13 protein-coding genes and 1 rRNA gene are annotated in these 12,085 nt (G+C 72.0%); 11 read left to right on the top strand and 3 right to left on the bottom strand.

Annotated elements, in window-relative coordinates; all coding sequences use genetic code 11:
- From rrf to NFU81_RS34850, 9 genes are all read left to right on the top strand, one after another.
- Positions 1-95, top strand: a 5S ribosomal RNA gene (gene rrf, locus NFU81_RS34810); the annotation flags it as partial.
- 82 nt (positions 96-177) lie between these two features.
- Positions 178-825: an HAD family hydrolase gene (locus tag NFU81_RS34815; RefSeq protein ID WP_251499358.1), complete on the top strand. Its 648-nt coding sequence runs from the start codon at positions 178-180 to the stop codon at positions 823-825.
- 106 nt (positions 826-931) lie between these two features.
- Positions 932-2,164 (top strand): MFS transporter, encoded by a 1,233-nt coding sequence (locus tag NFU81_RS34820; protein WP_251499360.1) that lies wholly within the window; start codon positions 932-934, stop codon positions 2,162-2,164.
- Positions 2,133-3,323 carry an acetoin utilization protein AcuC gene (locus NFU81_RS34825; RefSeq protein WP_251499362.1) on the top strand — a complete coding sequence of 397 codons (1,191 nt, stop codon included), beginning with the start codon at positions 2,133-2,135 and terminating at the stop codon, positions 3,321-3,323. Before NFU81_RS34820 ends, NFU81_RS34825 begins: the two co-directional genes overlap by 32 nt.
- Positions 3,324-3,434: 111 nt before the next feature.
- Positions 3,435-4,256 (top strand): phosphatase, encoded by an 822-nt coding sequence (locus NFU81_RS34830; protein ID WP_251499364.1) that lies wholly within the window; start codon positions 3,435-3,437, stop codon positions 4,254-4,256.
- A 128-nt stretch (positions 4,257-4,384) separates the two neighbouring features.
- Positions 4,385-4,597, top strand: coding sequence for a helix-turn-helix domain-containing protein (locus NFU81_RS34835; protein ID WP_031524045.1), 213 nt, complete (start codon positions 4,385-4,387; stop codon positions 4,595-4,597).
- A 135-nt stretch (positions 4,598-4,732) separates the two neighbouring features.
- Positions 4,733-4,831: a 30S ribosomal protein bS22 gene (locus NFU81_RS34840; protein WP_003948845.1), complete on the top strand. Its 99-nt coding sequence runs from the start codon at positions 4,733-4,735 to the stop codon at positions 4,829-4,831.
- 188 nt (positions 4,832-5,019) lie between these two features.
- Complete coding sequence (locus NFU81_RS34845) at positions 5,020-6,084, top strand: NAD-dependent epimerase/dehydratase family protein (protein ID WP_251499367.1); 1,065 nt, start codon at positions 5,020-5,022, stop codon at positions 6,082-6,084.
- A 68-nt stretch (positions 6,085-6,152) separates the two neighbouring features.
- Positions 6,153-7,280: a lysophospholipid acyltransferase family protein gene (locus NFU81_RS34850; RefSeq protein WP_251499369.1), complete on the top strand. Its 1,128-nt coding sequence runs from the start codon at positions 6,153-6,155 to the stop codon at positions 7,278-7,280.
- A 93-nt stretch (positions 7,281-7,373) separates the two neighbouring features.
- Here the strand turns inward: NFU81_RS34850 and NFU81_RS34855 are convergent, their stop codons facing one another.
- The 3 genes from NFU81_RS34855 to NFU81_RS34865 all read right to left on the bottom strand — a co-directional run bounded on the left by NFU81_RS34855 (position 7,374) and on the right by NFU81_RS34865 (position 10,832).
- Complete coding sequence (locus NFU81_RS34855) at positions 7,374-8,585, bottom strand: DUF5667 domain-containing protein (RefSeq protein WP_251499372.1); 1,212 nt, start codon at positions 8,583-8,585, stop codon at positions 7,374-7,376.
- A gap of 201 nt (positions 8,586-8,786) precedes the next feature.
- A complete protein-coding gene (locus tag NFU81_RS34860) occupies positions 8,787-9,590 on the bottom strand; it encodes an ECF subfamily RNA polymerase sigma factor, BldN family (RefSeq protein WP_251499375.1) in 804 nt (267 codons plus the stop codon).
- Between the two features lie 297 nt (positions 9,591-9,887).
- Positions 9,888-10,832, bottom strand: coding sequence for an HAD family hydrolase (locus NFU81_RS34865; RefSeq protein ID WP_251499378.1), 945 nt, complete (start codon positions 10,830-10,832; stop codon positions 9,888-9,890).
- A gap of 83 nt (positions 10,833-10,915) precedes the next feature.
- Between NFU81_RS34865 and NFU81_RS34870 the strand changes: the two genes are divergently transcribed.
- Together NFU81_RS34870 and NFU81_RS34875 are read left to right on the top strand one after the other, a co-directional pair.
- The gene (locus NFU81_RS34870; protein ID WP_251499380.1) at positions 10,916-11,161 is read left to right on the top strand and encodes a glutaredoxin family protein; all 246 of its coding nucleotides are present in this window, start codon (positions 10,916-10,918) and stop codon (positions 11,159-11,161) included.
- Positions 11,162-11,260: 99 nt separating this feature from the next.
- The gene (locus NFU81_RS34875) at positions 11,261-11,977 is read left to right on the top strand and encodes a 3'-5' exonuclease (protein WP_251499383.1); all 717 of its coding nucleotides are present in this window, start codon (positions 11,261-11,263) and stop codon (positions 11,975-11,977) included.
- The last annotated feature ends 108 nt before the right edge of the window (positions 11,978-12,085 follow it).

The following is a 12,085-nucleotide window of genomic DNA, read 5'->3' on the forward strand; positions in this document are numbered from 1 at the left end:
AAACGCCCGGTTACATTCCGAACCCGGAAGCTAAGCCTTTCAGCGCCGATGGTACTGCAGGGGGGACCCTGTGGGAGAGTAGGACGCCGCCGAACAATTTTTGATAAAGCGTCAGCCCCCGTGCCTTGCACGGGGGCTGACGCTTTTCTGCGTTCTGCCTGCCTGTACCGTGACGCTGTGGCATACGACCTGGTCATCTTCGACAACGACGGCGTCCTCGTGGACAGCGAGCGGATCTCCAACCGCATCCTGGCGGACTGCCTGACCGAGGCCGGGTATCCGACGACCTTCGACGACTCGGTCAGGGACTTCATGGGTGCCGCCATGCACCGCGTGCACGACGTGGTCCGGGAGAGGGACGGCGGGAGCCTGCCCGAGGGGTTCGACGCGGGATATCACGCGCGGGTGTTCGCCGCGTTCGAGCGGGAACTGGAGCCGGTCGAAGGCGTCGCCGTCGTCCTGGAGAAGCTGGTGGCGGACGGGGTGCCGTACTGCCTGGCGTCGTCAGGGGGGCATGACCGGATCAGGGTCGCGCTGCGGAAGACCGGGCTGTACGAGCGGTTCGGGGAGGAGCGGATCTTCTCGTCGCAGGACGTGGGGCGCGGGAAGCCGGCACCGGACCTGTTCCAGCACGCAGCCCGCACCATGGGCGTACCGCCCGAGCGGTGTGCCGTGGTGGAGGACAGCGCGCTCGGGGTGGCGGCGGCCCGGGCGGCCGGGATGGACGTGTACGGCTACACGGCCATGACGCCGGCCGCGAAGCTCAAGGACGCCACCGCCCTCTTCGGCAGCATGGCGGAGCTGCCCGACCTGCTGTTCCGCTGATCCGGAGCAGTGCCGGGCAAGGGTGCCGGGGAAATCCCGGCGCGAGGCACGATCGTGACTGCGCGCACCTACTCATCCGTAGCTTTCGCGTCTACCGTGCTCGCTTATGGACGACGACGCTCGCCCGCAGTCCCTGCGGCACGGCCGCGCCGCCCTCGCGGTCAGCTTCTTCGCGCAGGGTGCGCTCTTCGCTTTGCTGGTGACCCGGATTCCGGCGATCCAGGACCGCTACGGGATCAGTGACGGCCTGCTGCCGGTCTTCCTGGCCGCTGTGCCGATCCTGGCGGGGCTGGGCAGCGTGGCGACGGAGCAGCTGGTCAAGCGGGTGCGGCCGAGTGTCGTGCTGCGCTGGGTGCAGCCGGTGGTCGCGCTGGTGCTGCTCGGCCTGGGGGCCGGGGACGCCATGTGGGTGGCCGCGGTGACGCTGGCGCTGTTCGGGGTGTGCGTCGGCGGGCTGGACGCGTCGATGAACATGCTCGGGGTGAGCCTCCAGCGGGAGTACGGGCGCAGCATCATGCTGGGCTTCCACGCCGCGTACAGCCTGGGCGGCATCGTCGGCGCGTCGCTGGCCTGGTCGGGGGCGCACTGGCACGTCTCGCTCGTGTCGCTGTACGGGCCGGCGGTGCTGCTGCTGATCCCGCTGACGCTGGTGGCGAGCCGCTGGTACCGGGACGCGGCCGACGGCCGGGAGACGGATGGGGACGCGGACACGAACGGGGCCGGGGCGAAGGAGTCGCAGCAGGTCGTGATGCGGCTGCTGATGCCGCTCTGCCTGGTGATGGCGTTCGCGTACATCGGCGACTCGACGGTCTCCAACTGGAGCGCGAAGTACCTCCAGGACACCCTGCACAGCTCCGAGCAGCTCTCGACGGTCCCCTACGCCGTCTACATGGTCACGACACTGCTCGGCCGCTCTGTGGGCGACTTCGGGGTACGGCGGTTCGGTGCGGTGGCCGTGGTGCGGCTGGGGACGGTCGTGGCGATGGCGGGCTTCGCGGTGGTCGCGGTGGCGCAGGGCGCGTGGGTGGGGATGCTGGGCTTCACGCTGCTCGGGTTCGGGCTGTGCGTGATCGTGCCGCAGACCTTCGCGGCGGCGGGGCGGTTGTTCCCGGGGGCGTCGGACACGGCCATCGCGCGGCTGAACGTCTTCAACTACGTGGGCTTCCTGGTGGGCTCGCCCCTGGTGGGGGCGCTGGGCGACGCGTGGAGCTACCGCGGCGCGATGCTCGTCCCGATGGTGCTGGTGGGGGCGACGCTGCATTACGCCAGGTCCTTCGGCTCCGAGCCCGCCGGGTACGGTGTCGGCCATGAGCGGCCGAGCACAGTTGATGTGGGATGAGCGGGTCACCGGTTACGACTTCGGCCCCGGGCACCCGATGGACCCGGTGCGGCTGGTGCTCACCCGGGATCTGGTGCGGGCCTTCGGGCTCGACCCGGCGCTGCGGCTGGTGGCGGCACCGCCCGCCGGCGAGTCGACGCTGAGGCTGGTGCACGACGCGGACTACGTGGCCGCGGTGCGGAAGGCGTCGCAGGAGCCGGCGTCCGTGGCGGCGGCGTACAGCGCGTACGCCTCGTACGGGCTGGGGACGGAGGACAACCCGGTCTTCCCCGGGATGCACGAGGTCTCGGCGCTGATCGCCGGGCAGTCGGTGGCGGCGGCGGAGGCGGTGTGGCGCGGTGACGTGGCGCACGCGGTGAACTTCGCGGGCGGGCTGCACCATGCGATGCCGGGGTCCGCGGCGGGATTCTGCGTCTACAACGACGCGGCCCTCGCGGTGGCGCGGCTGCTGGAGCTGGGCGTGGAGCGGGTGGCGTACGTCGACGTGGACGTCCACCACGGCGACGGGGTGCAGACGGCCTTCTGGGACGACCCGCGGGTGCTGACGATCTCGCTGCACGAGCATCCGAGCAGCCTCTTCCCGCACACCGGCTGGCCGCAGGAGACCGGTGGCCCGGCAGCCGAGGGCGGGGCGGTCAACGTGGCGCTGCCGCCGGGGACGGGGGACGCGGGATGGCTGCGGGCCTTCCACTCGGTGGTGCCCGAACTGCTGTCCGCGTTCCGCCCGCAGGTGCTGGTCAGCCAGCACGGGGCCGACACGCACGTGGAGGACCCGCTGGCGCACCTGGCGGTGACGCTGGACGCCCAGCGGATGGTCGCGGAGGCCTGCCACGCGCTGGCGCACGAGCACGCGCAGGGGCGCTGGGTGGCGCTCGGCGGCGGCGGTTACGCGGTGACGGACGTGGTGCCGCGGGCCTGGACGCATCTGGTGGCGATCGCGGCGGGTGCACCGCTGGCGCCGGAGGCGGCGGTTCCGGAGGAGTGGCGGCACGAGGTCTACGCGCGCACCAGGCGGCCTGCGCCGCTGCGGATGACCGATGGGCGCGAGCCGCGCTGGACGGGCTTCGAGGAGGCCGGCTACGACCCCGCCGACCGGCTGGACCAGGCGGTCCTGGCGACCCGGCGGGCGGTCTTCCCGCTGCACGGGCTGCTGCCGTAGCGGGGTGCGGGGGCTGTCCGGGCGGGCAGTGTTCGGGCGGCCCGGGTACCTGTAGGGTGAATTTGGCGGTTTCCGCACGCCGTGGGCGAGTCGGACCTTCACGATCATGGTGTGGTGAGTGTCGGCGCGCTGCGCGCGCATCTGGTGGCGGCCGGGCTGGCCGGGCAGGTCGCGACCCCGCGGGAGAAGAGTCTGGCGAGCTATCGGCTGTTCGCGGCGCGCGACCCGCGGCAGACGCTTGGGCTCGACCCCCGGGGCGAGTGGACGGCGGCCGATCTGCTGCGGCTGATGGCCGACCGCTGCGGGGTCTCGCCCGACCCGGAGTTGACGTCGGGTCCCGACGCGATCGACCCGGACTGTACGGTGGCGGCGCTCGACGCGTTCGCTGAGCGGCTCGCGCGGGCTGCCCATGACCGTATTCCGGTGCTTCTGGGCACAGGACATCCACATCGTCTCCTTGGTTTCTACGCATCTTTGGCTGCGGCGCTCTCGGCGGCGGGATGTGTCGTCCTCACCCCCGCGTATGGGCGCGGCGTGGACGTGCCCACGCAGTTCGGCGTACGCCGCCATAATTTGCGGTACGTCGGAGGGGTCGCCGTGGTGCGCCCGACGGACACGGAAAGTGACGGACCGCCGGTCGAGGCGGGTGCGCACACCCATTCTCCGCTGCCCGTCAGAGTGGCTCTCGGAGCCGCCGCGGAGCAGGGCGGAATGCTGCCGGGACTGGTCGTCGGAGACCACGGATTCGTGTGCGGCGCAGGTCAGTTGGGGATCGAGGCGATCGGTCTGGCGGACTGCGACGACCCGGCCGTTTTCGTGGCCGAGGCGGAGGGCAGCGTATCGGTGGCGGTACCTGTCGACGATGCCGTCAGGTCCGATTACTACCGGCCATTGACGCGCTACGTACTCAAGCGTGCCTGGCTGTCCCAGTAGTCAACCATTGGCAACTCCTCTTCCCCACTTACCTCATGCGCCCCTAATCTGTGGGGGAGCGCACGCGCCGCTTTGAGTCGCCGGAGGGGAAGCCGGTGCCCGGCGTGTGCGGAAGGTTCAGGTGTGTCATGGCTACTACTGAAACCCGACCTCTCAACGAGGTCGTTTTCCTCACCGTCGCCGAAGTGGCGGCGGTGATGCGGGTGTCGAAGATGACGGTGTACCGCCTGGTGCACAGCGGTCATCTGCCGGCGATTCGCGTGGGCCGTTCGTTCCGGGTTCCGGAGCAGGCGGTGCACGAGTACCTGCGGGAGTCCTACGTGGGGGTGGAATCTGCCTGAGAAGGCCCGGACGGGCAGACGACCGTTCGCGTGGGCCTCGTTTATGTCCGTCCGCTCCGGGCGGGTAGGCTTGGCCGACGTAGGTCGTGTGGGCTCGGACGCCCCGCACCGAGTGAAACCGAAGCGAGGGTAGTCGTGGGCTCTGTCATCAAGAAGCGGCGTAAGCGTATGGCCAAGAAGAAGCACCGCAAGCTGCTGAAGCGGACGCGTGTCCAGCGCCGCAACAAGAAGTAAGCGGGCGACTTTCCGCCGCACTTCCTGCCCTCCTCCACCGCCTCCCGGCGGCTGGGGGAGGGCAGTGGCATGTCCGGGCGGGGGCCGTCCTGTGTCCGTGGCGCAACGGGTGCATGTCGGGGGGCGCGCGGGGGAGGCGCAGGGGATACGGTGCGGGTATTCCCCGAGGAAGGCGCTGAACTGTGGGCGTGGGCAATGTGGTGCTCGTCACGGGCGCCGCGCGGCAGCTCGGCGGCAGGTTCGTCCGGCGCGTCCAGAACGACCCCCGGGTCGGCCGGGTCGTCGCCGTCGACGCGGTGCCGCCGGAGCATGACCTGGGCGGCGCGGAGTTCGTCAGGGCCGACATCCGGCAGCCGATGATCGCCAAGGTTCTGGCGCAGCACTCGGTCGACACCGTGGTGCACCTGGACGTCACCGGGACCCCGCTGGGGTCGGGCGGCCGCACCCAGGTCAAGGAGACCAACGTCATCGGGGCCATGCAGCTGCTGGGTGCCTGCCAGAAGGCGCCGACCGTGCAGCGGCTGGTCGTGAAGTCCACCACCAGCGTCTACGGCTCCGCGCCGCGCGACCCCGCGGTCTTCCGCGAGACGACGCCGGTCAAGTCGCTGCCCAGCGGCGGCTTCGCGAAGGACGCCGTCGAGGTCGAGGGGTACGTACGCGGCTTCGCCCGCCGCCGGCCCGACGTCGCGGTCGCGGTGCTGCGCTTCGCGAACATCCTCGGCCCCGACGCGGACACCCCGCTCGCGGAGTTCTTCGCGCTGCCGGTGCTCCCGACGGTCTTCGGCTACGACCCGCGGCTGCAGTTCGTGCACCAGGACGACGTGCTGGACGTGCTGGTCCTCGCCGCGTTCGACGCCCGCCGCGGCACGCTCAACAGCGGCACCTTCAACATCGCGGGCGACGGGGTACTGCTGCTGTCGCAGACCGCCAGGCGGCTGGGCAAGCCCACCGTGCCGGTCCTGCTGCCCGCGGTGACCTGGATCGGGCAGGTGCTGCGGACGGCCGGCGTCATGGACTTCGCGCCCGAGCAGATCCGGCTGCTCACCCACGGCCGGGTGGTGGACACCACGCAGATGCGGGACACGCTCGGCTTCGAGCCGACGTACACGACCGCCGAGACCTTCCACGACTTCGCCCGCAGCCACGGCCCGGGGCTGCTGCCCCCGGCCCGGCTGGCCGCCGCCGTGGACAGGGTGGCGGCCGCGGTGCCGCCGCCCGCGGCCGGCGCCGCGGGGACGGGGGCGCGGCGGTGACGGGCGGCGGCACGGGCACGCAGGGTGCCGCGGATGCTTCGGGGGCCTCAGGAGAAGGAGCAGGGACCATGGCCGATGCCAAGGTGATCCCGTTCGACGAGGACTCGCGCGGCCGGCGCGGCTCCGGGCGCCCCAGGCCCGCGCGCGGCCGTACGCCCGCGCCGGGCAAGGCGGCGGGCAAGACCGCGGACGGCGCGCAGCCGCCGCTGGCCGCGGTGCAGGAGGACGGGACCGTACCGCCTCCCGGCATCCCCGCGCAGGCCGCCGGCGGGCGGCCGGTCGAGCCGCCGCCCGGGCAGGACCCGCCGGGCGACCTCGCCGGTGCCCTCGGCGCCGTCGCCGACCGGGTGCTCGGCGGCGACTGGGAGCGCAAGGTCGCCTCGGGGCTGGCCTTCCTGCGCCGCCGGGTCACCGGGGACTACGAGGTCGACGAGTTCGGCTACGACGCCGAGCTGACCGACCAGGTGCTGATGTCGCTGCTGCGGCCGATGTTCGGGGCGTACTTCCGGGTCGAGGTCCGCGGGATCGAGAACATCCCCGCGGAGGGCGGTGCGCTGGTCGTCTCCAACCACTCGGGGACGCTGCCGCTCGACGGCCTGATGACCCAGGTCGCCGTCCACGACCACCACCCGGCGGGCCGCCACCTGCGGCTGCTCGCCGCGGACCTGGTCTTCATGCTGCCGCTGGTCAACGAGCTGGCCCGCAAGCTGGGCCACACGCTGGCGTGCGCGGAGGACGCGGAGGTCCTGCTGGAGCGCGGTGAGGTGGTCGGGGTGATGCCCGAGGGCTTCAAGGGCCTCGGCAAGCCCTTTGCCGACCGCTACAAGCTGCAGCGCTTCGGGCGCGGGGGATTCGTCGCGACGGCGCTGAAGACGAAGGTGCCGATCGTGCCGTGCTCCGTGGTGGGGGCGGAGGAGATCTACCCGATGGTCGGGAACTCCCGCACGATGGCGCGGCTGCTGGGCGTGCCGTACTTCCCGCTGACGCCGACCTTCCCCTGGCTGGGGCCGGCGGGGCTGGTGCCGCTCCCCACGAAGTGGGTGATCCAGTTCGGCGAGCCCATCGCGACGGACGGCTACCCGCCGGAGGCGGCGGAGGACCCGATGCTGGTCTTCAACCTGACCGACCAGGTCCGCGAGACGATCCAGCACACGCTGTACGAGCTGCTGGTGCAGCGCCGCTCCGTCTTCTTCTGAGGCGCGTGCCGGCGGTCGCGCCGGCCCCGCGCCCCTGGAAGCCGCTCCCCTTCCTGCGGAAGAGGGCTGCTCCCAGGGACGCGGGGCCGGCGGCTAGCCCTCGTCGTCCGTCGTGGTGCCCAGGCCCAGGCCCGGGAGGAGGCCCGGGAGGAGCGGTGGGAGGGTCACGGAGTGGTCGGCAGGGGCCGAGGGCGAAGGTGACCCCGGGTCCGGGGTGAGCGGGAGCTGCCCGAGCGGGTTCGTCCCGCCGATGAGCCCGCCGACCGGCGTCGTGCCGGACGGCGAGGGGCTCGCGCTCTGCGGACCCGTGGCGGTCGCCTCGGGTGTGGCGGACGGCGACGCGGACGGCGCCGCGGAACCGCCGGAGGGACCGGAGCCGGTGGAGCCCGAACCCCCGTGCGCCCGCTCGCCCTTCTTCGGCTGCGGCAGCAGCCCCTGCAGCGGCGCGACCTCCTGGTCTATGGCGTCGAAGACCGAGGAGACCTGGTCGGAGACGTCGGTGAGCTGGCTGGGCAGCTTGCCGCGCAGATCGGTCCAGCCCTGCCGGTGCGCCGCCGAGAAGGTGTTGAGCGTCTCGATCGGCTGGATCGAGCCGTCCTCCTGGTAGGCCTGGCTGAGCAGCCGGTGGCCCTCCGCGGCCTCCTGGTGCATGCCCGACAGGGCCTTGCGCACCTCGGAGACCGACTCGTCGTCGAGCGGGCCGCCCCGGCCGCGGTCCATGAGGCGGCGGGCCTCCTGGAGGCGCGTGGAGGCCATGTCGAGGTAGACCTTGCCTCGGGAGGCGTCCCCGCTGGCCATGTCGAGCTTGAGGTCCTCCATGCCGCGCTTGAGGCCGTACAGCGTGTCGCCGGGCAGCGCGTTGGTGCTGGCCGCGGCGACACCGCCGAGGGCGCCCGCGGCGACGCCGACGGTGAGCCCGCCGACGGCGAGCCGCCGGGAGAGCTTGCTGGTCGGGGTGAGCCGCCGCAGCCGGTGGCTGCCGCCCTGCCCCTCGCCGCGCTGCTCCGGCACCCGGGCGGTGACCGGGAAGCTGCCGTCGGCGAGCGCCTGCTCCATCGCGGCGATCAGCTGCGCCCGCTGCACGGTCTTGCGCTCGGGGTCGAGCGCGGGCCGCGGCTGCTGGGCGAGCGTCGCGGCGAGCGCGAGCAGCGCGCCCTGCTCGGGGTCGGCGTGCCGGGCCGCGGCATGGCTGCCGTGGCCGCCCTGCTGCCGCTCCGCCGCACCGGTGTCCTCCTGGACGGCCGCGTCCTCAAGGGCCTGGGCGAAGGCGTTCGCCCGGCGGTGTGCCGTTGCCTGTCCGATCACGGGCGGCACCTCCTCTCGTCATCCACACTCGACTCCCCGTGCCGCCCGTGGGTTGCGCCCCATACCGTGTTGCACCCGATCGAGTGAAACGCGGCAGGCCGTGCGTTCCGGCGCAGAGCACAAGTTGTCTGCACGTGAAGCAACGAGCGCCGCGCCAGTTGGGTTACGCAGGTGTGATGATCGTGCGGGGCCACCGAGGTCTCACCTCGCGTCGTCTGGCAGGAGTCTGGCCAGCGTACGCACGGCCCGGTACTGCAGGGTCTTGATCGCGCCTTCGTTCTTGCCCATGACGCGGGCGGTCTCGGCCACCGACAGGCCCTGCAGGAAGCGCAGGGTCACGCACTCCTGCTGCTGCGGGTTGAGCTTGCGCACCGCGGTCAGCAGCGCCTCGTTGGACAGCGACTCCAGGACGGAGTCCTCGGGGCTGCGGGCGACCTCGTTGGCGTCGAGCATCTCCCCGGTGGTCACTTCCAGCCGGAAACGGCTCGACTTGAAGTGGTCGGCGACCAGGTTGCGGGCGATCGTGACCAGCCACGCGCCGAAGTCGCGGCCCTGCCAGGTGAAGGTGCCGATCCTGCGCAGGGCGCGCAGGAAGGTCTCGCTGGTCAGGTCCTCGGCGGTGGCCTTGGACCCGACCCGGTAGTAGATGTACCGGTAGACGGTGTCGCTGTAGTGGTCGTACAGCCGCCCGAACGCCTCGGTCTCGCCGTCCTGGGCGCGCTCGACCAGGTCCATCATGCGGCCGGAGTCGGTGTCGGACGCCGGGCGGCGGGCATGGGTGCCGGCGGCCGCGGCGTTCGTACCGGCCGCGGACGAGCTGTTGCGGGTGCGTCTGCCTGCGGCTGTGCTGACTTCGGCCAGCGCGTACGCCGGGCCGGGGACGGTGGGACCTGACGTGGCGAGGGTGGGCAGGGCGTACGCGGGGACTGTGCGCATCAGTCGGTCGAGCACCAGTGCGCGCAACGCAGCCAGGCCGGAGGTGTCAACCCCGTCGTGTGGGTACACGGGACTCCCAGAGGCAGAACTTCCATCACGTGCAGTACGGGACCGTTCACCCGTCGTGGCGACGCGTGGGTTCCGGATTGCGTCTGAGGAGAATAACGCTTCGTACAGGCGACGCTACACCGAGTTGCGCAAATTGCCGTTTGCGCCACTTCCTGCACGGAATGGTGATCGACCAATTATCGAACAGGCAGCCCTTGTTGACCACTTCCGTTCGTGAACAGGTCGCACAGAGGCCGTGTTGTGAGCGTGTGCGCGCCGCGCGAGGCGCTCTGCGGCCGTACTACCGGCGCATCCTTGTCACTTGCGGCGGCGGCTGATGGCGATGGCCGCCGCGGCGCCGCCCGCGACCGCGCCCATGCCCGCCGCGGCCGGGATGCCGATCCGGGCCGCCTTGCGCCCGGTGCGGTAGTCGCGCAGCCGCCAGCCCTCGGCGCGGGCGTGCTTGCGCAGCCGGCTGTCGGGGTTGATCGCGTACGGGTGGCCGACCAGCGACAGTATCGGGATGTCGTTGTGCGAGTCGCTGTACGCGGCGCAGCGCGACAGGTCGAGGTCCTCGCTCATGGCCAGTGCCCGCACCGCCTCCGCCTTCGCCGGGCCGTGCAGCGGCTCGCCGACCAGCCGGCCGGTGTAGACGCCGTCCACGGACTCCGCGACCGTGCCCAGCGCGCCGGTCAGGCCGAGCCTGCGGGCGATGATCGTGGCGGTCTCCACGGGTGCGGCCGTGACCAGCCAGACCCGCTGGCCCGCGTCCAGGTGCGCCTGCGCCAGCGCGCGGGTGCCGGGCCAGATCTTCCCCGCCATGTACTCGTCGTAGATCTCCTCGCCGATGGACATCAGCTCCTCGACGCGGTGCCCCTTGACGATGGACAGCGCGCTGTCGCGGGCGTCCTGCATGTGCTCGGGGTCCTCGGAGCCCGCCATCCGGAAGTACGCCTGCTGCCAGGCGAAGCGCACCAGGTCGCGGGTGTCGAAGAAATGCCGTTTGTACAGGCCGCGGCCGAAGTGGAAGAGCGCGGCGCCCTGCATCACGGTGTTGTCGAGGTCGAAGAACGCGGCGGCGCGCGGGTCGCCGGCCACCGGGAACGGCGGTTCCTGTGCCTCTTCCGCCTCTTCCTGCGCGGCCTGCGGCCGGGGCTTCGTCGCCAGTGCCGCCTCCGCGGCGGCGGCGGCGGCCTCGCCGGCCAGCACGTTCCGCTCCGTGGCGGACTGCCTGCGGGGGGTGAGCCATCTGATTGCGGCCATAGCGCGAGCATAACGACCCTGTGCGACATGGCCGGTTCGGCCACGATGCGGGCACGTGAACCGCGGGAGTCACAATGAGCCGTATGACGACTGCCAGGACCGTGACGCTGATCGGGAAGCCGGGGTGCCATCTGTGCGATGACGCCCGCGCTGTGGTGGAGGAGGTCGCCGCCGAGACCGGGGCGGTCGTGGTGGAGCAGGACATCACGCAGGACGAGGAGCTGTACCGCCGCTACTGGGAGCAGATCCCCGTCGTCCTGGTGGACGGCGAGCAGCACACCTTCTGGCGTGTCGACGGGTCCCGCCTGCGGCGGGCGCTGGCCTCCTGACCCGGTGCCCCGCCGCTCGCCGCCAGGGGCGGTTCGGGCGGTCGGGTAGGATCGAGGGCGTTTTGTACGGCCGGGGGCGATGTGTGAGGAGCGTGCCGAGTGCCCTCGGTGGTGGCGACCGCGGCGAGCGGCTACGCGGTGGTGGACGTGGAGGCGACCGGTTCGTCGTCGCGGCGGCACCGGGTCGTCGAGCTGGCGCTCGTCCTGCTGGACCGCGATCTTGAGCCCGAGGGCGAGTTCACGACCCTCGTCGACCCGCAGGGTCCCGTCGGCCCGACGCACATCCACGGCATCGAGCCGGCCCACCTCGGCGGCGCGCCGCACTTCGCGGGGATCGCCGCCCGGCTGCTGACGCTGCTGCGCGGCCGGGTGCTGGTCGGGCACAACGTCGGCTGCGACCGGGCGTTCCTGGCCGCCGAGTTCGCCCGGCTCGGCGTGCGGCTGCCGGAAGTCCCCGAGCTGTGCACGATGCGGATGGCCGCCGACGGCAGGCGCGAACACCCCGCGCCCTACGGGCTGTCGCTGCGCGCGTGCGCGCAGGCGCTGGGAGTGACCGGCTGGGCTCCGCACACCGCCCTCGGCGACGCCCGTGCCACGGCGGCGCTTTTCGGCCACTTTGTGGCGCAGTCCCGTATCGCGGCCGACGGCGCGGGCGGCGCCGGCTCGTCCGCTCTCGACCAGCGGTTGTTGCAGGCTGCAGGTGTCCGCTGGCCGGAGGTCCCCGTACTGCAGGCGGCCGCGGACGCGCTCTGGAAGCGCCGCAGCAACGATTCGCCACGGCGAAGCGTGCCCAATGCCCGTTATGGGAGTGCGTGATGCCCATCACTTCCGCCGGGCAAAACGGACACCATCTTTGTGCACGCGTTCACAAAGACATAGCCTGGCATGCACGGGGCGGCTCCAAAGACCGTGGTCGCCCTCAGC

Source organism: Actinacidiphila cocklensis, from assembly GCF_907177275.1.
In the GTDB taxonomy this organism is placed as follows: Bacteria; Actinomycetota; Actinomycetes; order Streptomycetales; family Streptomycetaceae; genus Actinacidiphila; species Actinacidiphila cocklensis.

What these genes read in the sequence shown, in the direction of transcription:
- NFU81_RS34870 (WP_251499380.1), top strand. Translation starts at nt 10,916, where the DNA reads ATGACGACTGCCAGGACCGTGACGCTGATCGGGAAGCCGGGGTGCCAT.
- NFU81_RS34820 (WP_251499360.1), top strand. Translation starts at nt 932, where the DNA reads ATGGACGACGACGCTCGCCCGCAGTCCCTGCGGCACGGCCGCGCCGCC.
- NFU81_RS34865 (WP_251499378.1), bottom strand. Translation starts at nt 10,832, where the DNA reads ATGGCCGCAATCAGATGGCTCACCCCCCGCAGGCAGTCCGCCACGGAG.
- NFU81_RS34825 (WP_251499362.1), top strand. Translation starts at nt 2,133, where the DNA reads ATGAGCGGCCGAGCACAGTTGATGTGGGATGAGCGGGTCACCGGTTAC.
- NFU81_RS34850 (WP_251499369.1), top strand. Translation starts at nt 6,153, where the DNA reads ATGGCCGATGCCAAGGTGATCCCGTTCGACGAGGACTCGCGCGGCCGG.
- NFU81_RS34835 (WP_031524045.1), top strand. Translation starts at nt 4,385, where the DNA reads ATGGCTACTACTGAAACCCGACCTCTCAACGAGGTCGTTTTCCTCACC.